The organism is Gimesia alba (assembly GCF_007744675.1).
In the GTDB taxonomy this organism is placed as follows: Bacteria; Planctomycetota; Planctomycetia; order Planctomycetales; family Planctomycetaceae; genus Gimesia; species Gimesia alba.
Genome location: NZ_CP036269.1, coordinates 4,284,092 through 4,306,366, shown reverse-complemented (window position 1 = coordinate 4,306,366; position 22,275 = coordinate 4,284,092). Strand labels below are relative to the sequence as shown.

The window sequence follows — 22,275 nt, the reverse complement described above, 5'->3', positions numbered from 1 at the left end:
AATTTCCGTTATTGCGGGAGAATTTTATAATGAAATCACGCGTCTTTTTAATCCTGACGATTGTGGTGTCAGTCATCGGAATTGGCTTTCTCTGGCCGCATCTGCAGAATCTGACAGTCGATAATCAGACTGCCGAAACAGAGGATACAGAAAGTACTGATGAACCCGAACAGGGCTCTGCTCAGATTGAACTCACAGACGAGAAGATCAAGGCGGTTCAGTTCACGTTTTCACAAGTCAAACGACAGTCGATGAATCAGGTTCGCGTTGTCCCGGGGCGATTACAGTACGATGACCGAAAGCATGTTTCAATCAAGGCACCTACGGAAGGAGTCTTGGTTGATGTTCAAGTCAAGCCGGGAGATGCTGTGAAAACAGGGCAGGTCCTTGCCGTGTTAAACAGCCCGGAAATTGGAACAGCGCGTGCTGATCTTCTCCAGAAAGCGGCAGAGTATGAACTGGTTCGCAAACAGTATGACTGGAAGTCGCTGATCCAGAATAATGTACAGAAACTCGTTGATGCATTGCTAAGCCAGCGCACGATGGAGTCGGTCGAAAAAGAATTTACGGATGCCAAACTGGGTAATTATCGTTCGCAGTTATTACCCGCTTATTCTCAATATCTGCTGGCTTTGACGATCGATAAAAAGTCGGCACCGCTGGCTAAGTCAGGTGCCATTTCTCTACAGACAAAACAGATGCGAGAAGCGGACGTCCAGGAATCCCGCGCTGCCCTGAAGGCGTTATGCGAGCAATCAATTTATGATGTTCGTCTGGAGCGAGATCAGATGCTGGCCAAGCTCAACGATGCCGAACACCGCATGACAATCAGTCAGCAGCATCTGGAGTCGTTGATCGGATCGGGGATCGATTTGAATAGCGACGATATGAAGTCCGCTGAGAAATTGTCGCGGCTGGAAATCATCGCCCCCTTTGCCGGGACGATTGAAGAACGGACCTTCAGTCAGTCAGAACGCGTCAATCGTTCGGATTCTTTATTTACTTTGGCGCAAACCGATACGCTGTGGGTTGCCGCTGATATTCGCGAATCTGACTGGGGAGCTGTTTCACTGAATGGGGGACAGGAACTGAAGGTGAAGGTCAACGCGTTTCCCGATCAGACATTCACGGCACGTTTGCATTATCTGGGGCGCAAAGTTTCTCCCACGACAAACTCGGTTCCTTTGATTGCCGAGATCAAAAATCCGGGTGGAATTCTCAGACCAGGCATGTTTGCCCAGGTCATGATCCCGGGAAAAGAGAAGGCGAATGTGATTGCAGTGCCTGCGAAAGCAGTGCTGGATGATGCTGCCCAGGAGTTTGTGTTTATCAAGGACTCCGATCGGTTGTTTCGTCGCGTTGATATTCAATCAGGATTGAAAACAGAAGACTGGATCGAAGTCGAGCGCGGTCTTGACGGCGGAGAACAGGTTGTTGAGGACGGAGCCTTTACACTGAAGTCCGAACTGTTGCTGGAACGAGAAGAGTAGTTTCTCTGCGATCATGCTTCACCTGTTTTTCTGCTTTCTGCTGGAGTTATCCTGATGCTGTCTCATTTAATTGAATTTTCACTGGCGAACCGATTCATTGTTCTGGTGCTGACATTACTCATGGCGGCTGGAGGACTCTACTCGGCCCTGCATTTACCAATTGACGCGGTACCTGATATGACGAACGTGCAGGTTCAGGTCGTCACCGATGCAGGCTTTCTTTCCCCGGTGGAAGTGGAACGCTATGTCACCTATCCGGTAGAAACATCGATGGGCGGTCTGCCTAAGGTAGAAGAAGTCCGTAGCGTTTCCAAATTCGGAATTTCGGTCGTCACGATTGTATTTGAAGAGGGCACCGATCTTTACTGGGCGCGCCAGCTTGTGACAGAACGAATCACAGCTGCTGCCGCCGATATACCACCAGGTTATGGGACACCTCAACTAGGGCCATTAGCAACCGCGCTGGGGGAAATCCTGCAATTTGAAGTTCGCGGTGAAGATTATACTCCGATGCAACTCCGCACGATGCTGGAGTGGGAAATTGCACCCAAAATGCGCGAAGTGCTGGGAGTGACGGAAATCAATACGCATGGCGGCTTCTATAAAACATTTGAGGTGCAGCCGAATCCGGATCGACTGAATAGCTATGGAATTTCATTGGAAGATCTCTTCAAACGCATTGAGGATAATAATTCGATTGCCGGCGGAGGTTATGTGGTTCATAACCACGAGCAGCGTTTCATTCGTGGTCAGGCACTGTTAAAGAACAAAAACGATATCGAAAACATTGTGGTACGCCATGATCCCAACAGCACACCCATTCTGGTACGTGATGTTGCGAATGTGGAAGTTGCTCCTATGACACGACAAGGTGCCGTGACACGCGATGGAAGAGGGGAAGCAGTCACTGGCTTGGTGATGATGCTCATTGGTGAGAATTCGCGAGAAGTCGTCGCGGCTTCAAAAGCACGGTTGGCAGAAATTCAAAAAACGCTTCCGAATGGAGTGACTATAGAGATAACCTATGATCGTTCGTCTCTGATCAGCCGTACGCTCCGAACCGTGCTGACGAATCTGGTTGAAGGCGGTATTTTGGTGATCGTGGTGTTGCTGGTCATGCTGGGCAGCTTTCGAGCGGGGCTGATCGTGGCACTCGCGATTCCTTTATCCATGTTGTTTGCGACGAACTTAATGGCGGCAACCGGTATCACCGCCAGCTTAATGAGCCTGGGGGCAATCGACTTTGGATTAATTGTCGACAGTTCCGTGATTATTGTGGAAAACTGTATTCGACGGCTCTCGATGAACAAAGCCGGGAAACCGTATTTGTCAGTGATTCGTGACGCCGCGATTGAAGTTCGTAAACCAACAATGTTTGGTGAATTGATTATTGCCGTCGTGTATCTCCCCATTTTGGCACTGCAGGGAACCGAAGGAAAACTGTTCCGTCCGATGGCATTGACGGTGTTGTTTGCTCTAGCAGGTTCGCTGGTGCTGTCTCTCACGCTGATGCCTGCACTGGCGTCGCTGTCGTTACCGAAAAAGATGACCGAGAAAGAAATCTGGTTGATTCGCTGGGTGAAGTGGATCTATCGTCCCCTGGTTTCCTGGACGATACGACGTCCCTGGATGACTGTGGGCTTGGCGTTGCTGGTGTTTTTGATCAGTTTGCCTGTCGGCAGAAATCTGGGAGCCGAGTTTATGCCCCGATTGGAAGAGGGGGATTTGCTGGTGGAAGCGGTGCGTTTGCCGAGTGCGACAATTGAAGGCTCGGTGGAAATGTCGACGCAGATTGAGAAAGTGCTGATCAAATACCCAGAAGTCAAAACCGTGTTTTGTAAAACGGGACGGCCTGAGATCGCCAATGATGTGATGGGCGTGCATCAGACTGATGTCTGGGTCATATTGAAACCTCAGAAAGAATGGCCAGAGCAGAAAACACGAGATGAGTTAATTGAGCAGATGTCTGAGGAGTTGAATCGCAGTGTACCGGGGGTGGCGTTTGGGTTCACACAGCCGATTGAGATGCGCGTGGATGAACTCGTCGCCGGTGTGAAAGCCGATGTGGCCGTGTTGTTGTACGGCGACGATTTAGCCATGCTTAGTTCTAAGGGGAAGGAAATCGAACGGGTTCTGAAAAAAGTACCGGGAGCCGTGGATGTGAAAGCGGACATTCAGTCCAGTCTGCCGACGATTCGGATTGAGCCGAAATGGGATGTGTTGGCGCGTTATGGAATGGATGCGAAAAATGTGATGGATGTCGTTTCATCGTTGGGGGGACATCAGGTCGGCCTGATCTTTGAAGGCCGCGCCCGTTTTCCGATCATTGTTCGTATTCCGCAAAAATGGCGCGAGAAAATCAATTTGTTGGAACAGTTGCCGGTTTCTAATCCGATGGGAGCCCCTGTCCCTTTGAGAGAACTGGCGGAGATCAGTTTTGAAGAGACACCTCCTTCGGTCGAACACGAATCGAATCGTCGGCGGACCTTTATTCAAGCCAATGTCAGAGAGCGGGATGTCGCCAGTTTCGTCGCCGATGCCCAAAAGGCAGTTCGAGAGCAGATCAAGCTGCCGGAAGGTTATGAAATTCGTTGGGGCGGCGATTTTGAAAATCTACAGTCTGCCAGCAAGCGACTGGTGATTATCACCCCGATTGTTCTGTTGTTGATCTTTCTCCTGTTGCACACCACCTTTCGGTCAGTCCGTCTGGCGTTATTAATCTTTCTGGCGGTTCCGATGGCTGCATCAGGGGGCATCTTTGCGCTGGCACTACGCGATATGCCTTTCAGTATTTCGGCTGGGGTGGGATTTATCGCATTGTTTGGTGTAGCAGTTTTAAACGGTCTGGTCTGGGTGAGTGCGGCTGAGAATCTGCGCGTAAAAGATCGAGTGCCCGTTCAGGATGCGACATTCCAGGCAGCGATGGCGAGGTTACGTCCTGTATTGATGACGGCGATGGTGGCCAGTCTCGGGTTTCTGCCGATGGCACTTTCTCAAAGTGATGGAGCCGAAATGCAACGTCCGCTCGCCAGTGTGGTGATTGGTGGTTTGATTACATCGACTCTGTTGACCTCATTAGTGGTCCCCGCCATTTATCCCTGGTTTGCTCCTAAGTTGATCGAAACAGAGGAGACTGAAACGGGACATCTTGAGTGAGGTCGAGGGAGTGATTCTGTTTTTATGACTGTTCAATATTGAGGAACTACGTGTTGCTGCGCGATTCGCAATCGGGCGAAAGTAGCGTGGTTCATGGCTTTACAGAAATACTGGTTTAGTAAACACATTTGAGGTGTATGCTTGTTTTTTGTTCATTTGAGGGTGGAGGTGTATTACTGCAAATAGGGCTCTGGTTCTTGAGAATGAGGGAAAACAGGGTTCTTAGATAAAAAATAACCTAGGTTTCATGAGATCGTTAGGCACTCATACGGTTAAAGCGAGAATCATGAACAAAATACCAGAAGCTGATGAAATAAAAAATCAGGATAGAATAACACAAGATGTCATTCCATTTTCTTGGCCAGTCATTCCTCTGATCGGAATCATCGTTGTCATTGTCTTTGGCGTTTTTGTTCTGATCTATGAGCTCAAGCAGGTCGCTCTCACTCGACACGTGATACATGTTGACGTCGCCAGGCAGTCCCTATCCGGTAAAGTGGCGATTGATGTATTGCAGTGCAGGCGTTATGAAAAAGACGTTTTTCTGAATTTGCAGAATCCCGAGAAATTATCCGCTTATCTGAAAAAGTGGCAGACTGCCTGGAACAAGCTTTCCATTGATACTGATTTCCTCAGCAGGCAGATTGCAAATGAGGAAGAATTACGTTTGCAGGTACTGCTGAATGAGTCTGTCAAACAATACCGTACACATTTTATGTCTGTGGTGGCGCAAATCGATTCGGGAGAGATCGATTCACCTGAGCAGGCGAATCAGGCGATGTCCCCTTTTAAAGATGGGATGCGCGAGCTGATTATGGCTTCATCCCGATTGGCTGTCGACACAGCAACCCATGCAACGAAAAGTGGAAGCGAACTTGTCTGGTGCGGAGGAATCAGTGTAGCGGTTGTCTTTTTCATGACTGTTGCACCAGGATTGATTCTGGTCATCTTATTCCGAAAATATAATCTACGACTGATGACCGCCAATGATCAGCTTCAGACTTACAATGCGGAACTGAAGCAAAGTGAAGAACTTGAACGACTGGCTCGGGATCAGGCGATTCAGGCTAAAGATGAAATAGAAGACGCTTTGAAGAAAATTGAGTCACAACGCCGAGAGCTGGAGCAGAGCGAACAGCAGTTTCGAACTCTGGTGAATAATATTCCTGGTGTTACTTTTCGTTCTCATGTAGATGAGAATCGGACATTAGAGTTCATCAGTGTAACGGTCGAAGAACTTGTGGGTTATCCTGCCACTGATCTGGTGCATAATGAAGTTCGGTCTTTTGCCAGTATTATTCACCCTGAAGATGTTGCGAAAGTGAATGCCGCCATTCGCGTTGCTGCAAAAGAGCCGAAGTCGTTTCAAGTCGGCTACCGGGTTGTGCGTGCAGATGGTCAGATTCGATTTGTCTGGGAACAGGGACAGGTTGCCGCTGACAGCAAGTATGGTGTGATGGTAGATGGCGTGGTGTTTGACGTGACCGAACGCAAGAAAGCCGAGATTGAATTGCGCAAAAGTAAGGAAGTCTTTGAACGGGCCTCTCTGCTGGATAAATTAACGGGTTTGCCGAACCGGGCGCTGTTTCATGATCGCTTGAATCAGGTGCTGCAGAAATCCCGTAGAGAGTCAAACTCAAATTACGCAGTGATCTTTCTTGATTTTGACCGATTTAAAATGGTCAATGACAGTATGGGACACGATGTCGGCGATATGTTACTTGTCGAAATCGGAACGCGGTTGCGAAATCAATTGCGCTGTACAGATTCTATCAGCCGTCAAGTTGCTGGACACACTGCGGGAAGGCTAGGCGGTGACGAATTTATTATTCTACTGGATGGGATCAGAAATACAGACGAAGTAGTTACGGTAGCCGAACGTCTGTTGATTGATTTTGCCCGGCCTTACAATCTGAAGAATCACGAAGTCTATTCGACAGCCAGTATGGGCATTGTGATCGGAAATAAGCATTACAAACGCGCGGAAGATGTGATTCGCGATGCCGATACCGCGATGTATGAAGCAAAACGGATGGGGAAAAGTCGCTATGTGATTTTTGATGATTCCATGCGCAAACGCGTGATGCGGGAAATGATGCTGGAAAATGACCTCAGAAAGGCAATCGAACACAAGCAACTCAAATTGTTTTATCAGCCAATTGTATCGTTGGAAAGTGGTGCCGTTTGTAGTGTCGAAGCCTTGATTCGCTGGAATCATCCCAGACACGGAATTATCAGTCCTGGTGAATTCATTCCGATTGCTGAAGATACCCAGCAGATTATTGAACTGGGAGAATGGGTTTTGCGAGAGGGCTGTCGACAATATGCTGACTGGGCAGAACGATTGGAGTATCAAACTCCGTCCATGATCAGCATTAATCTTTCCAGGAAACAATTTGCTTGTCCACTTTTAGTCCATACGGTTCAACGCACTTTAGAAGAGTTTCAAGTTGCCCCCAAGCATATTCAATTGGAAGTGACTGAAGATGCATTTGCCTCTGATATCAAGTCTGCCATTCAGGCGATGAAAGATCTTAAGGCCATCGGAGTAAAACTGGCCATTGACGACTTTGGCATCGGACGCTCGTCATTTGCGTCGTTGAATCAGTTTCCAGTGGACACTCTGAAAATTGATCGTTCCTTGATTGCCGAGGTCAAACGGACCAAAGGCATGGCGGCAATGATCAATTCGCTCGTCGTACTGTCAGAAAATCTGGGCATCATGTTGATTCCGGAAGGGATTGAAGAAGCGAGTCAGGTCACGGCCCTGCAAAAGCTGGGTTGTCACTTTGGACAGGGATATTATTTCGGACGTCCCATGCCGGCAGAGAAATTGGAAGCATATCTGCTAAAGCAGCCAAACGCCTGTTTTAACTCTGTACCGCAAATGGCATAAGCCGATGACACCTGTTGGCATAGAATTATCGTCTGGCTGACTCCCATCAGAGTGGAGATTGGGTTATCCTGCGAATCATTCAGGAAATCACCAGTTCTTTTCTTCATATATTGACGATGGGATATGAAACGACGACGTCTGTTTGAGTTTGGCGACTGTCAATGGCTGCCGAGTCTATTGCGGGATTATATGACAGACTATCTGCGGTTTGTGTCGAGTCAGTTTCATCTGTTTGGTGGTGCCCTGCCAATTCTCAAAGACGTTCTGGAGCACACCGGTCGTACACAGATCGTCGACATTGCCTCCGGCGGCGGGGGACCCTGGTTGAGTCTGGTTCCCGAGTTGCAGGCACAGATTCCGGATTTACAGATCAGATTGACGGACCGTTATCCGAATCAGTCCGGTATGAATCAAGTTGCGTCCGCTTTAACACAGGTTGTGGTTATCGAGTCACGAAGCATTGATGCCAGAGCGGTCCCCTCTGATCTGGCGGGTCTGCGCACACAATTTCTCAGTCTGCATCACTTTGAACCGGCAGAGGTCGTCGCGATTCTCAAAAACGCAATGGCAGCTAATCAGCCGATTGCTTTTTTTGAGGCGCAACAACGCGATGTCGAACATCTGATTCGCTTTGCGCTGTCACCGCTGTTTGTGATCATCTTAACTCCATTCATTCGCCCCTTTCGAATCTGGCGGCTTGTGTTGACCTATCTGATTCCGATAATACCCGCACTGATTTTCTGGGATGGCCTGGTTTCTGTATTACGGACTTATACCGTCGATGAAATGTTAACAATGGCGAAAGAAGCCGATCCGGGACAGCAGTATCAATGGAAAGCCGAAGTGCTTGAATGTGGTCAAATCAAAATGCCTTACCTTGCCGGCTGGCCTGTGAAATCTCCCGAACCGTCTTGAATTTGCGGCTGGCCGTCTCTCAAAAGCGAGATATCAATTGACACTGATGTGACTTGCCGTTACTCTGGTGGGACGCGTTATGTATGTGTGACGTTATCCTGTTCTGAAGGGGAGTGAATGAAAACCGCCACGACGAGTGTTCCTGCGCTGGAGCGGGGATTGGATGTGCTGGAAGCGTTGAGCCAGGTTTCGGAAGGTCTGGGCATCAGTGAGCTGGCGGCGCGACTGTCGCTGAATAAAAACGCGGTCTTTCGGATTACGCATACGCTAACCGATCGTCAGTACCTGGAGCGTGACCCGCTGACCAAGCGCTTTCGGCTGTCGACCAAGTTTCTGGCATTAGGGCTGCCTCAGGTAGGGGATGTGAGCCTGGTCGAAGAAGCCCTGCCGCTGATGCGGGAACTGCGTGACGAGACGCGGGAAACCATCCAACTCGGAATCCGCGTGGGGGATGAAGGCGTGATCATCGAACAGGTGAGCGGCCTGCATCCGCTGAGAATTGCCGTCGATGTAGGGCTCCGCTTTCCCTTGCATAATAACGCCCCCGGCAAGGTACTACTGGCATTCCAGGATCCTCAAGATGTTGAAACGACGATTGAACGGATTCCCTTAACAGAAGACACGCCACGTACGATTACTGATCCTGATGAGTTGAAAACGGAATGCGAGCGAATTTGCAGCCGAGGCTACGCGACCGATTTTGCCGAAGCCGATGAAGGCATTCACTGTGTTGCCTCGCCCATTCTGGATAAAGAAGAAAAGTTGCTCGCCGTGGTCTGGGTTTCGGCTCCGTCGAAACGAATGCCTAAAAGTCTGTTCGCCAGTGTGGGAAAACAGGTATTGCAGTGTGCTGAAGAGATTGCCGGGAGGCTCAACCGATGAAGGGAATCCGCACCGCTTTGTTTTTGTTAATGATAATACTACATGGTGGACTTGCGCTGGCGGATGAAAACGCCTTCTTTCGTGATTCCGTTGAACCCCTGCTGAAGAAACATTGTTATGAATGTCATTCTCATTCAGCGGGCGTCATGGAAGGGGAGCTGACCCTGGACTGGCAGAGCGGGTGGAAGAAAGGGGGAAGCCGTGGTGCCGCGGTCGTACCCGGTGATCCTGAAGGCAGTCTGCTGATTAAAGCGATACGGCACAGCGATCCCGATTTAAAAATGCCGGACGAAAAGCTGTCTGAAAAGGAAATTGCGATTCTTGTTGAGTGGGTGAAAAAGGGGGCACACGATCCTCGAACCGCAAAACCAGTCGTTGATCTCGCGAATGCCACTGATTGGTGGTCTCTCAAACCGCTGGTCCGTCCTCGTCTTCCTGGCGATGGGACAGGGAACCCGATAGACGCCTTTATTCACGCTCGTTTGAAACTGGAAGGCTTAACTCCCTCGCCAGAAGCGGATCGGCGCACACTGATCCGTCGTCTGATGTATGATTTACACGGACTGCATCCCACTTATGAAACAGTATCGGCGTTCATGGCCGATCAAAGTCCGAACGCTTATGAGCGTCTGGTCGACCAACTTTTAAACTCGCCACGGTACGGTGAGCGCTGGGCGCGGCACTGGCTTGATACCGTGCATTATGCCGACACGCATGGATTCGAACATGATGTCTTTCGCCCCCATGCCTGGCGGTATCGAGACTATGTCATTGAGCGATTCAATCAGGATATTCCTTGGGCACAGTTCATTCGAGAACAACTGGCGGCTGACCACTTCTTTCCGAAGTCTTCCCAGTTGACAGTGGCACTGGGTTTTCTCGGAGCAGGTCCCTACGATTCCAGTGCCGCCGCGACGGCTCCGAAATCGTTTGAATACCTGGATCGGGATGATCTAGTGACGCAGACGATGGGGGCCTTCACCAGTACCACTGCAAATTGCGCCCGCTGTCATACGCATAAGTTTGATCCGATTACACAAGCCGACTATTTCTCGCTACAGGCGGTGTTTGCCGGGATTGGCAAAGGAGATGTCCCGTATGATGCCGATCAGGCAGTCGCAGACCAGCGCGCACATTGGCAGTCGGTTAAAGTTGCCGCACAGCAGAAGAATGCAGGTCTGCTTTTAAAGCCGGACAACCTGAAGCTGGTCGCAGAATGGGAACAATCGCGTGGTCCGAAACCGCACTGGTTGCCTCTGGAACCGGACGTTTTTGTTTCGACCAATGGCGCGACACTGAAACGCCAGCCTGATGCCTCTGTGCTTTCGACAGGACAACCTCCTGATCAGGAAACGATTGTTGTGACCGCGAGTACGACGCTCTCGACGATCACTGCAGTTCGACTTGATCTACTGACCGATGATTCATTACCGCACAAAGGACCGGGGCGGGCACACAACGGGAACCTGCATCTGAGTGAATTCGAACTGCGTCTCTTTCCCCCTCATGCCGAGGAAGGGCAAGTGGTGCCGATTCGTCAGGCGACGGCTGACTTCAACCAGGCAGGCTGGACGATTCAGCATGCCCTCGATGGGAACCCGAAAACCGCCTGGGGCATCTATCCGAGTGTGGGAGTCGGTCACTACGCCGTGTTTGAATTAAAAAGTCCGCTCAGTTTTGAACCGGGCTCCCGTCTGGCGGTGACTTTGAAGCAGATTCATGGCGGCGCACATATTATTGGCCGTTTCAAGTTGACAGCGACCGATGCACCCAAGTTGAACGTCATCGCTCTACCGGCAGAAGTCGAAACGGTGTTGAGTGTGCCAGCAGAACAGCGAACGCCCGAACAACAGACGTTGCTGGCGGCTACTGTGCTGGAGCATCGTGCCGATCAGGAATTGCAAAAACTACCACCCAAAGTTCATGTCTACGCGGCTGCTTCTGCTGCTGCTAATGAGGGGGGGAAGAAAACATTTCCTGGCCTGCGCGAGGTTCGTATCTTATCACGCGGCGATCTCGAAAAACCCCGTGAGGTGGTTGGCCCGGGTGCGTTAACGGCTTTATCCCCTTTACCGGGCCGATTTGATTTGCCGCCCGGTCATTCCGAGTCGGCACGTCGCGCAGCACTCGCTGACTGGCTCGCTGATCCAAAGAATCCACTCACCTGGCGGAGCATTGCGAATCGTGTCTGGCATTATCATTTTGGTAAAGGCTTGTGTGATACGCCGAATGATTTCGGACGTATGGGGGGCACGCCGTCTCATCCCGAGTTGCTCGACTGGCTGGCCTGCGAATTGCGAGACCATAATGGTTCGCTCAAGCACATTCATCGATTGATCTGTAACAGCAAAACGTATCGGCAGTCTTCGGCCTATCAACCCCAGTTAGTTAAAATTGATCCGGAAAATCGTCTGTTGGCCCGCATGTCGCGGCAGCGGCTGGATGCCGGAAGTTTCAGAGATGCCGTCGTACAGGCCAGTGGGAAGCTCGATTTGACAATGGGCGGGCCGGGAGTCGAATATTTTACGAAAACACCCGGTCCCCAGGCGACGCCGGTACTGCACTATGATAAGTTCGATCTCGACAGCCCGGGGGCCTACCGGCGGAGTATTTATCGCGTCGTCTGGCGCGGGATTGCTGACCCGTTGATGGATGCGCTGGATTTCCCTGATCTCGGATTGCTGGCTCCCGTGCGCGGGTTTTCAGCGTCGCCGTTGCAATCGCTGGTGCTATTCAATAATCGGTTTGTTTTGCATCATGCACAGAAAATGGCGGAACGGGCAGAGAAGTCTGCCGACAACGTGCCTGATCAGGTGAAGCATATCGTATTGTGGACGTGGCTGCGCGAGCCGACGCCTGCAGAGTTGAAATCAATGACGAAGTTAGCAAACGAGCATGGTCTGGCGACGGTCTGTCGTCTGGTATTAAACAGCAATGAGTTTCTTTTTGTTGAATAACGGCGAGGACACGGAACATGAATCTTCCCATTTCAAGGCGTGAATTGCTGACTCGTTCCGGAGGCAGCTTCGGGGCGGCCGCATTGGCGTGCTGGTTAGGGCAAGCATCGAATGCAGCGCCGTCTGCTGATTTGAACGGGGGCCTGCATCATCGTGCGAAAGCGAAGCGGGTCATTCAGTTGTTCATGAACGGCGGAGCCAGCCCGATGGACACGTTCGACTATAAGCCGGAACTGGTGCGGCTGCACGGTCAGAAGCTGGGACCTAAAGAAAAACCAGAAGGCTTTACAGCTGCCGCGGGGGCGGTGATGAAAAGTCCCTTTGAATTCAAACAGTATGGCGAAACGGGGCGCTGGGTCAGTTCGGTTTTTCCGCATCAGGCTGAGATTGTTGACGAACTGGCGTTTCTGATGGCGATGACGACCAAGACCAACGTGCATGGTCCGGCGAGTTACATGATGAATACCGGGTTTATGTTGCCCGGTTTTCCCTGTCTGGGGGCCTGGATTTCTTATGCTCTGGGTAATCTGGCGGATAATCTGCCCACATTTGTCGTGCTGCCGGATACGCGGGGGCTGCCTTATAATCAGAAAGGAAACTTCAGTTGTGGTTTTCTGCCGGCCAAACATCAGGGAACGCTGGTTAACGCGACAAGTAAGACGCCGATTCCCAATCTGTTCGCCGATCCGCAGTATGCGTTTGCCAGTGGCAAAGCGGACAAAGATACGTTTGCGTTGTTGCAACAGTTAAATCGAAAGCATGCTGAGCCGCGACCCGATGATTCTCGGCTCGAAGCCCGCATTGCCGCCGGAGAGTTGGCAGCGAAAATGCAGTTGAGTGCACCGGAAGCCTTTGATTTGTCTCGTGAGACGAAAGAGACGCACGCAGCTTACGGCTTGGATCAGAAGGTGACGGAAGATTTTGGCAGACGTGTGTTACTGGCGCGACGGCTGCTGGAACGGGGAACGCGGTTCGTGCAGGTCTGGAGTGGTCCCCAGGGGGCCGTCAATAACTGGGACAATCACGGCAATATTAAAACCGAGTTGCCCGCCATCGCGAGCAGCGCCGATCAACCGATTGCCGCACTGTTCCGCGATTTGAAAGCCCGCGGGCTGCTGGAAGATACGCTCGTGATCTGGACGACCGAATTTGGACGCACGCCGTTCGCACAAGGGAGTGAAGGCCGCGATCACAATCGGGGAACCTTCGTCACCTGGCTGGCCGGCGCAGGAGTGAAAGCGGGCGCCACACACGGCAAAAGTGACGATCTGGGCTACCAGACGGCGGAAGGAAAGACATATTGCTATGATCTGCATGCGACGATTCTGCATTTGTTGGGCATCGATCACACTCGGTTGACCTTTCGTACCGCCGGCATCGATCGCAGGCTGACTGACGTGCATGGTCATGTCGTGCATGACATTTTAGCTTGATTCGGGTACTATCCTAATAAAAAATGGATGAGGATAAATAGGAATGGCTAATCCGGAGCACGTCTATCTAATAAAGCAATGTTCTGATGAAAAAATGAAAGAGGAGATACCTTCCGACGATGTCCCAATGCCCGTCATGGATCTTACAGGTTTATTTTTAAATGATGCTGATCTCAGCGGTGCTGATCTACGAATGTTGAGTTTAAATTGTAATGTCTTAGAAGGGGCTAATTTAAGAGGCGCGAATATTAGTAAGTCAGATTTAAGATTTGTCAATCTGGAATATGCTGATTTAGCGGAGGCTAATTTGAGCGAAGCAGTTATGTTTGGGATCTTCTTGACGGGAGCAAATCTAACGAATGCAGATTTAGCCAAAGCAAAATTGCATAGTTCAAAATTAGATCAAGCCATTTTCAAAAATGCGAATTTGAGCGGCACTTTGTTAGGCAGTGCGAATTTAGAAGCAGCAAATTTATGGGGTTCTAATTGTTGCGGCGCCAAAATGAGAAATGCAAAATTAACTAACGCTGATTTGACGGACGCCAACCTCGAAAACGCCGATTTAAGAGGAACGATATTCAGTGGTGCCGATCTCACAGGAGTAAATCTTAAAGATGCTCATGTAGAATCTCGCGATTGGCTTGATGAACTTAAGCGGTGTGATCCTCCGGTAAAGGGGTTTCGAGCAGATGACTGGTCAGTTCATGTGGAACTGGATGATCTCGAAATTGAACTTTGTACAATAGTGCGAGCATAGAAATTGGGATCACCTTCCAGTAAATGAACTTCGGAAATCAATTTCATTGACACACTAGTCCTACAAAACATTGTATTTCTTTTTCCGTCGATGGTATGATGGTGTCTACGCAGATCAGAGTGTGCCCGCTCTGATTTTTCTTCAAGGCTTTGCTTGAAAGGGACCAGAACTGTGCAGTGGAACCGTCGCGATTTCGTACAAACCATGCTGGGAGCCCCGTTCGCTCTGACACTCTCGTTCACGCAGGCAAAACGGATGGCAGCCAGGGAAACAACTGACGCAGGCGTTTCGATTCCAGAGATTCAGGAGGGGGAAGATCTCTTCGCGTACATCGAGCGCGTCAAAGGAGCATTCGATCCCATACTGTATCGGCAGATCCTTGGTGCAGCGAATGAATTCAAGGAAGGCGATCAGATGATCGGCGTGGCGGCCGTCGATCAGCGCTCTCGAGACAACGCCCGGCAACTGATTGAACGGACCCGGATTCAAGATCTGAATGTGAATCCTGTTTTTGAGGACGAACTGCATCAATTGATTGTGCAGGGACAGTCATCCGAGGCACATGATCGTGCTGCGAAACTGACGGTCGGCGAATTGAAACAGTTGCTGCTCACGCAAAATGAAGCGGCCATCAAAGCGGTGGCACCAGGGCTTTCCAGTGATGTCATCGGCTGTGTCGTCAAGTTGATGAGTCAACAGGAATTGATTGCCGTGGGCGCGAAAGTCTTTAATCCGCTGCCCGGCAGCCAGATCGGAGCAAAAGACTATCTGGGAGCACGGATTCAACCCAACTCACCCACTGACAATCCGGACGATATTTTCTGGCAGGTTCTGGACGGCTGGTCTTATGCAGTGGGTGATGTCGTGCTGGGGACAAATCCGGTTTCCAGTGAGCCCGAATCGGTGCGGGCGGTGGAACTGGTTCTGCGTGATCTGCTGGTCACGTTTGGGGTTGAGGATGTGATGCCGCACTGTGTGTTATCGCATATTGATGTGCAGGCAGAGGTGGAACGACAGAGTCCGGGGAGTACTGCCCTCTGGTTTCAAAGTATCGCCGGCAGTGATGACGCCAATAAGACGTTCGACATCAGTCTGAAAAAGATGCGCGACTATGCCCGCTCGCGGACGGGGAAATATGGTTTATATTTCGAAACCGGGCAGGGAGCCGACTTCACCAACGGACACAGTCACGGTTTTGATATGGTGCTGCACGAGTCGCGGAAATACGGTTTTGCCCGTGCATTGACCCACGAAGTTGCTGCGGCTCAAAAAGCAGCAGGCAAAACACCGGCCCCCTGGGTGCACTTGAATGATGTGGCCGGGTTCATCGGGCCGGAAGTTTTTCGGACGCGTGAGCAGTTAGTGCGCTGTTGTCTGGAAGACATCGTGATGGGTAAACTGCATGGCTTGACGATTGGCCTGGATGTCTGTTCGACGCTGCATATGGACGTGTCGCTGGATGACCTGGACTGGTGCCTGGATCAGATCATGCCCGCCAATCCCGCCTATCTGATGGCACTACCGACGAAGATTGACCCGATGCTCGGTTATCTCACCACGGGATTTCAGGATCATGTGCGGATTCGTGAGAAATTCGGCACGCGCGTGAACGATGCGATGTGGGCCTTCTTTCAAAAGCTGGCTGTGATCGACGCCGACGGCAAACCGACGCAGCATTTCGGCGACCCGACGTGGGTTTATCTGCAGTATCGTCGCAAGAAGGGGGATACACGGAGTGACGCCGCGATAATCAAAGCGGGCCGTCAGCAGTTAGCAGAGATCCGCAAGCGGGGCGTGTTCATCGCGGAAGGATTTGGACAGAAACCTTCTGAGTTGAATCCGGCATTGAAAATCGAGATCGACCAGATTTATCAGGACGCCAAAAAAAGTATCTGGGCCGAGCTGAGTCCCACCTTTGTCGCTGGCGTGCCGAGTGTGGTTCCCGTCAAGACACAGTCCAACGACCGGCTGGAATACATTCTGCATCCCACCACGGGTGAGCTGCTTTCGAACGAATCTCAGACCGCGGTTCAACAACTGCGACAACAGTACGGCGACAAGTATAACGTACAGATCGTGATCTCCGACGGCTTGAATGCGCTGTCAATCATGGATGAAGGGCAGCTGGAACCATTTCTGAAAGAACTCCGATCTCAGTTGCAGACGGCCGGTTTTCGGCCAGCGGAGCAGAATATCGTCGTTCGGTCGGGGCGTGTCCGCGCCGGCTATCGGATTGGCGAAACGTTGTTCGGAGGTCTTGTGGACAACCGGGCGATTCTGCACATCATCGGCGAACGCCCCGGCACAGGACATCATACCTTCTCGGTCTACATGACTTCTCCCCCGGGATCAGTCTGGGGACAAGCGGGGCAGGTGGATCACAACATCACCCGCGTCGTCTCCGGCATCGCAACAACGGCCCTCAAACCCACCCACGCCGCCCAGGATACTGTGCGGATTTTGCAGCAGATGAATCTGGGGTGACTACGCGATCTTCTTGGGGTTTTCAAAACATAAAAAGCACCAAAATTGGTTGTATTGAATGTAACTGTGTGGTCGATGTGTAAGCGAACATCGTTCTACTTATTGTGTCACAAATAATAGATAAGATCTGAGAATGCAATGGCACTTTTCTAGAATGCTGGAAGAACGATGTTTACCACGGAAGATAGGGATTACCAAGATTCCAAGCTTATCAAACAGGGTAAGAAAATACGGTTATTTCCCTTTGATGAGTTAGCAGAGTGGATCGAGGCAACCTATGGCACGCCTGTGTTGAATATTTGCTATGAAGTGATCTCTCCGTTCAAACAACCGCGGTTGAATGTGGTTTTTGAGTTCATCAGCGAGGCTGAAAAATTCCGTGATGGGTCTTTGAATTTTGATTCTGAAAAGCAGGATGCGATCTTGGTTGCATTTAAAGAGATCTTAAAACGTAATGATTCTCAATCTCTATCATTCTCACAGAGAATACTCAGAAAAGTGGGTGTTGAAAAATATCAGACAAAAAATATGTTCGTCATTTTCACATCCTTTGAGATGGATGCACGAGACGAAGTCCGTTCTCATGTCAAAGAATCTGAAATCGACGATTTGATCAAGAGTATGCACCGCCGGGAAATCTGGCAATTCTCGTATGGGAGTTTCTTCTTTTACACCGACGACCAAGTTGAGCGGGCCAAAAGTGATGGAACATATGAGCGGTTGGCTGATGCCTTGTTTCGACTCTTGAAAAAATACGATGAATTCGATTATTTTCAGCGTGATTCGTTTAATGTTGAACTCGATTCGAAAGAGAACTTTGATAATAATTATCAGGGAAATTGGTTCTACTATTCTCGAGATCATGGTTGGTAACTAGAAACAGTCCCGGCTCAGCTGCTGATCTTGTGGGAAGTGAAATCACCGGAAACCAATACTGCACTTTGATGGAACTCGGGTTTGCTTATTGCAGGCTGTTAATCAGTTTAGCCAGTCGCCAGTCAGCCTGACTGGGTGGTTCTCTTGGATGGGATTGCCGGCATAGTACCAGGCAAACGCGATGCATTGCGAAAATAAGACCAGGACAACAACCAGAGAAACGCTGCGCAGAAAAAACAGTTCACCATAATAACACCAGTTGAGACAATAAAGAAACCGGTAATGCACTACCTCATCTATAGGGAGAAACCTGATGTTAATACAAGCAGGTTAGGTGTGTGTTTATATAAAATTCATAATCTGTATCCGATTAAAAATGTTTCTTCTGAGAATGCCAAGGTCGGTTCGAAACAGACTTCCTCTCAATTACGAGAAACGGAGAGATCACTTCATTCCGCATGTTGACCTTGTGTCGGGCCGATTTATAATCGCCATGATACCTCTGTCTCCCGACTGCCAAATCATGATTGAGGAGGAGTTCTTATGTGTGTACCGGGTAAGCGCGTTGGTCTTCTTTCTGCCGTTCTGACGCTCTGTTTTCTTGCTTCACCGCATGCAGTCATCCTGGCCCAGGAATCGAAGGACGCCGCATCTGAACCGGTACCGGGAGAGGAATTGCCCGACCTGGAAGCACGACTGCGTGCCGTCCAAGGGATGGAGAAACAAGCGGGCGAAGATCAATTGAGTCTGCATCAGTTGGTCCAGCAACGAAAGTATGCGGCGGTTATTGGGCGGATCCGGGCCGGCGCCGATTTGAATGCGCTGGATGATCAAGGGCAGGCTCCTTTGCACATTGCGATTGCGGGACATCAACTAACGATGTCGTTGATTCTGGTTAATAACGGGGCCGATATCCATAAGGAGAATCAGCAGAATCAGACGCCCCTGGATCTGGTGAAACAGGAATATGATCAGCAGAGTGCCGAGGAGATGACTTCGATGCTCGAAAAACGGTATGCGCTGGTGAAAGCAGGGAAACATAAAGTCCCGCGGCCAGAGCGAAACCGCTCAATTTCGGTCTGGCTGGAACCGTTGAAAGTGCATCACGCGCAACTTAAGAAAATCGATGAACGGTTCCGGATTCTGGGCGCAATGCAGACTCCCCCTCCGAAAAAAGATGTAAAACAACAGGGGGAACTGCTGGTCGCTGCAGCGCAAGCTGCCTGTGCTTACTTGGACAAATATTCGAATACGAATCGGGGGCCGCGACGCGGTCTGTTTGAAGAACGGGAACTGGTGCGCGAGATGCGTGCGATGCTGGAACGTTCGACCATTATCCTGCAGCAGCTTTCACAGTTGCAGATGCCTCAGGATAAAGATGCGGGATATGCGGCCCGTTCCCGGAGTGTTGCCCATGAGGCGGTGTTATTTTATCTGAAACAGGAAGTGGAAGAGAAACTCGACCAGGAAGGGTTGGGGGCGTTCATCAAACCAGAACATCTGCAGATGTTTCGAGATCGCTCTACCCAACAGATCGAGAAATCGATGAAGGGTTATCTCGATCAGCAATTGCAGCAGGTCATTGGCATTCGGCTCAATGATATGAAGTCGCTTCAGGCGGCCGCACGGGCCAAGGTGCGGAATGAGATTAAAGCCCAGGTGGCCAAACTGGTCATGAATATTTCCAGCTATCATTTGGTGATCCGTTTTGCGCAGGACGTGGTGCTGGAGTTACTGGAAGAAAAATTGTGGCCGAAGATTCGCGAGGAGTTGCGACCGAAAGGGAATCTCGAAGCTCGTACGAGGGCTTCAGTGGCGACGTTGGAAAAGTCCTACGAAGAACTGTCAGAATTAAGCAGCCAGGATCCTTCCGCGCTGGATCTGCGCGAAGCATCTAAAGTCCTCCGCCGGGCCGAGGGACGGCAGAAGGCGATGAAGTATCTGTTGAAAGATGCCAAAAAAGCGAAACGTCAGGATCTGCTGGACGAGCTGGCGGTATCACAGAATATGTTAATTCAGCGTTACAATATGGTGAGCTACCAGTTCATGCTCCGGGAAGAGAACCAGGTTGCTAAGCAGGTGAAAGACGAAAATACAATCATGAAAGGCCTGCTGGAAGTGGCCCGCTATCTGGTGGGGCATATTTCCGATTCGAATCTGGTGCTGCTGGGGGTCGATTCTCCTCAAACGCGGTCCTCTTTTGCCATTTATCCTACTGTTATGGAATTCGATCGCAAAGGTTATCAGCGTAAACAATTGAGCCGACCGGACATCGTTGTAAAAAAGAAGCGGTTCTATAAGGTCTGGGAAAAAGAATATGTCGTGCGGAGCAGACTGAAAGGCCGCACGCTTTACAGCTACCGTTTCTGGAGACCATCCCGTGGCGGGGATATGATGTCGCGAATCGGGAACGATTCCTGGTTATGCGGCATGGCGCCCGGCACCCATGTCGTGCAGGCGCGTGTGGTGACGCTGGACGGGGAAATCTACGACTTTGAATATGAAATAGAAGTCCGACCGCTTTCACAACGCGATCAGGATTCAATCAATTATGCTTACAGGGGAGTCAAACGGGAACGCGCCAACTTTACCCGCGCAGATTCGACTGAGAAAAAAGCCCGGGGCGCCGGCGATTACAGCGGTGCGCTGACTGCGTTCATGTCTACATTAATGAGTTATGGGGGTGAAAAGAGCTGTGACGTACAGCGTTTTCTGGATGAATGCAATGCCGTCGCCTCCTTTATGCTGAAGGGAGAACCGGATGAAGGGCGGACGTTAGAAGTCCAATACATCAAAACCATGGCAGCCATGTGCCAGATCTGCAGTGAGCAGGGAACGCCGGAATCTTTCGAAAAAGCCAAACAGTATACCGCCCAGGCCGAGAAGGTGCAGGCCCGCCCTGGACTCAGAAAAACCAGATACATGGCCGACTGCTACGATGCATTGAAAGATATGTCGGTGACGATCTTCAATGATGTTGCAGAGGGACGCAAATACCACGAGAAAGATATCCAGGCACGATTGAAATCAGGGCTCAAGCTGTTGGACATTGACTGGTTACGCAGTGAGTTTCCGAAGCAGATTAAAGTGCCTGAGAAAACAAAGGAAGTCACGTCGAAAGAGTGAGAGTCTTTTTTAAGCAGTCAGGAGTGGTCTGCCGTTCCTCAACGTTTGCTATCTGGGAGGTTCTACATTGAAGAATCAGAAATTGGCTTTCCTTGTGGTTTATGTCTGTCTGGTGGAAAGTCAAACCATCTGAAACGGATGCAGTACGCTGACAGGAAGAAGGTTTCGGTTCATTGTACATTCTTGATCAGTTCTGCCAGTCGCCAGCCTGACTGGGCGGCTCGTTTGGCGGCGATGGTGCCGGCCTGCTGGTAGTAGCTTGGGGGGAGTGCGGAGAGCTTTTGGAATTTACCGTCGGCAGCTTCACTCTTGCGGGCCGCTTCCAGGATCTCAGGACAGTAGGCTTTCTCGCGGGCCAATTCATGGCTTTCGTTGATCCAGGCGGAGAAGTTCATTTGCTGTGTCGCTTTCTCGCCAAGTTGTTTCATGGCCGGATTGCGGGCGATGCCGACTGCGTGGCCGACGATGTCGGAATATTTGAAGCTGTTCCCCAGTAAGCCGTCCCATTGGGAATGCAGGTTGGATTTGCCAATGCGGATGCTGTTGCCGCCTCGATCGCCTTCCGGGAAGGTTTTTTTGGAGAACAGAGCCGAGGAATGCAAAGGCTGATGACTGTCGCCGGTCAGGTGCATGATCCAGCAGAGGTAGACGGCTTTGTCCGCTTTGCTGACGGCGGGGTCTTTCATTTTTTTGACACAATATTCCAGTGCCTGCAGGATGTTGAACAGTAGCGGATCGTCGCCCTCTTTGATTGATGTCGCGACATTTGCGGTTAGTGCGCGGCTTAAAACTTGTTCTGATGCAGAGTCAAGATAGATGGGCTGGTTGATGTAGTGCCAGGTGCCGTGGTGGTATTTTTCGCGGTTAGCATCGTTAAAACTGCGGGCAAGATCCGGCCAGGTTGCGGCGCGCATAAAGATCCAGCGATTCTGGATTTCGGGACTTGCGTTTTTGATGACATCAGGCATCCGCGATTGGAAGTCCTGTTCGAATCGAGGATGTTGTTTCAGCAATTCAAGCATCGCTGTCTGCGTTGATGGATCGAGTTGATCATAGGCGATGGAGGCAATGATGCGATGCCCGGCATAGTTCCAGGCGTGCGTAAAACATTGTGAAAAAAGAATAAGACCAACGGTCAGGGGAATAATGCGCAGAGCGAAATGCTTCACGATTGTAACACCTGAAAAGACAGAAAAGGAAAAGGTTTTTTGCTATCTCATCTATAGGGGGAAACCTGATGTTTTTACAAGCAGGTAAAAGCAGTGTTTATACAAAATTCATAAACTGAATCCTTTGTTCAAAG

Annotated in this window: 12 protein-coding genes; 11 read left to right on the top strand and 1 reads right to left on the bottom strand. The window is 50.4% G+C overall.

Annotated features, from left to right (window positions below; all coding sequences use genetic code 11):
- The first annotated feature begins 29 nt into the window (after window positions 1-29).
- From Pan241w_RS15920 to Pan241w_RS15870, 11 genes are all read left to right on the top strand, one after another.
- The gene (locus Pan241w_RS15920; RefSeq protein ID WP_145217745.1) at window positions 30-1,490 is read left to right on the top strand and encodes an efflux RND transporter periplasmic adaptor subunit; all 1,461 of its coding nucleotides are present in this window, start codon (window positions 30-32) and stop codon (window positions 1,488-1,490) included.
- Between the two features lie 54 nt (window positions 1,491-1,544).
- On the top strand, window positions 1,545-4,646 hold the full coding sequence (locus Pan241w_RS15915; RefSeq protein WP_145217743.1) for an efflux RND transporter permease subunit: 3,102 nt from the start codon (window positions 1,545-1,547) through the stop codon (window positions 4,644-4,646).
- Window positions 4,647-4,932: 286 nt separating this feature from the next.
- Window positions 4,933-7,542 carry a putative bifunctional diguanylate cyclase/phosphodiesterase gene (locus Pan241w_RS15910; RefSeq protein WP_197999958.1) on the top strand — a complete coding sequence of 870 codons (2,610 nt, stop codon included), beginning with the start codon at window positions 4,933-4,935 and terminating at the stop codon, window positions 7,540-7,542.
- Between the two features lie 123 nt (window positions 7,543-7,665).
- Complete coding sequence (locus Pan241w_RS15905) at window positions 7,666-8,457, top strand: class I SAM-dependent methyltransferase (protein ID WP_145217739.1); 792 nt, start codon at window positions 7,666-7,668, stop codon at window positions 8,455-8,457.
- 117 nt (window positions 8,458-8,574) lie between these two features.
- Window positions 8,575-9,339, top strand: coding sequence for an IclR family transcriptional regulator (locus Pan241w_RS15900; RefSeq protein WP_145217737.1), 765 nt, complete (start codon window positions 8,575-8,577; stop codon window positions 9,337-9,339).
- Window positions 9,336-12,296: a PSD1 and planctomycete cytochrome C domain-containing protein gene (locus Pan241w_RS15895; protein ID WP_145217735.1), complete on the top strand. Its 2,961-nt coding sequence runs from the start codon at window positions 9,336-9,338 to the stop codon at window positions 12,294-12,296. Before Pan241w_RS15900 ends, Pan241w_RS15895 begins: the two co-directional genes overlap by 4 nt.
- A 17-nt stretch (window positions 12,297-12,313) precedes the next feature.
- On the top strand, window positions 12,314-13,729 hold the full coding sequence (locus Pan241w_RS15890; protein ID WP_145217733.1) for a DUF1501 domain-containing protein: 1,416 nt from the start codon (window positions 12,314-12,316) through the stop codon (window positions 13,727-13,729).
- Between the two features lie 43 nt (window positions 13,730-13,772).
- Window positions 13,773-14,486, top strand: a complete 714-nt coding sequence (locus Pan241w_RS15885) for a pentapeptide repeat-containing protein (RefSeq protein WP_145217731.1) — start codon at window positions 13,773-13,775, stop codon at window positions 14,484-14,486.
- Between the two features lie 204 nt (window positions 14,487-14,690).
- The gene (gene eutB / locus Pan241w_RS15880) at window positions 14,691-16,970 is read left to right on the top strand and encodes an ethanolamine ammonia-lyase subunit EutB (protein ID WP_145223415.1); all 2,280 of its coding nucleotides are present in this window, start codon (window positions 14,691-14,693) and stop codon (window positions 16,968-16,970) included.
- A 168-nt stretch (window positions 16,971-17,138) separates the two neighbouring features.
- On the top strand, window positions 17,139-17,843 hold the full coding sequence (locus tag Pan241w_RS15875) for a hypothetical protein (protein ID WP_145217729.1): 705 nt from the start codon (window positions 17,139-17,141) through the stop codon (window positions 17,841-17,843).
- Window positions 17,844-18,389: 546 nt separating this feature from the next.
- Window positions 18,390-20,972, top strand: a complete 2,583-nt coding sequence (locus Pan241w_RS15870) for an ankyrin repeat domain-containing protein (protein ID WP_145217727.1) — start codon at window positions 18,390-18,392, stop codon at window positions 20,970-20,972.
- Window positions 20,973-21,142: 170 nt separating this feature from the next.
- Here Pan241w_RS15870 and Pan241w_RS15865 read toward each other — a convergent pair whose 3' ends face one another.
- On the bottom strand, window positions 21,143-22,141 hold the full coding sequence (locus Pan241w_RS15865; protein ID WP_197999957.1) for a S1/P1 nuclease: 999 nt from the start codon (window positions 22,139-22,141) through the stop codon (window positions 21,143-21,145).
- Between the last annotated feature and the right edge of the window lie 134 nt (window positions 22,142-22,275).

Bases quoted from the DNA above. Each gene is read 5' to 3' on its own strand.
- Pan241w_RS15920 (WP_145217745.1), top strand. From the start codon at position 30: ATGAAATCACGCGTCTTTTTAATCCTGACGATTGTGGTGTCAGTCATC.
- Pan241w_RS15915 (WP_145217743.1), top strand. From the start codon at position 1,545: ATGCTGTCTCATTTAATTGAATTTTCACTGGCGAACCGATTCATTGTT.
- Pan241w_RS15910 (WP_197999958.1), top strand. From the start codon at position 4,933: ATGAACAAAATACCAGAAGCTGATGAAATAAAAAATCAGGATAGAATA.
- Pan241w_RS15905 (WP_145217739.1), top strand. From the start codon at position 7,666: ATGAAACGACGACGTCTGTTTGAGTTTGGCGACTGTCAATGGCTGCCG.
- Pan241w_RS15900 (WP_145217737.1), top strand. From the start codon at position 8,575: ATGAAAACCGCCACGACGAGTGTTCCTGCGCTGGAGCGGGGATTGGAT.
- Pan241w_RS15895 (WP_145217735.1), top strand. From the start codon at position 9,336: ATGAAGGGAATCCGCACCGCTTTGTTTTTGTTAATGATAATACTACAT.
- Pan241w_RS15890 (WP_145217733.1), top strand. From the start codon at position 12,314: ATGAATCTTCCCATTTCAAGGCGTGAATTGCTGACTCGTTCCGGAGGC.
- Pan241w_RS15885 (WP_145217731.1), top strand. From the start codon at position 13,773: ATGGCTAATCCGGAGCACGTCTATCTAATAAAGCAATGTTCTGATGAA.
- eutB (WP_145223415.1), top strand. From the start codon at position 14,691: ATGCTGGGAGCCCCGTTCGCTCTGACACTCTCGTTCACGCAGGCAAAA.
- Pan241w_RS15875 (WP_145217729.1), top strand. From the start codon at position 17,139: ATGTTTACCACGGAAGATAGGGATTACCAAGATTCCAAGCTTATCAAA.
- Pan241w_RS15870 (WP_145217727.1), top strand. From the start codon at position 18,390: ATGTGTGTACCGGGTAAGCGCGTTGGTCTTCTTTCTGCCGTTCTGACG.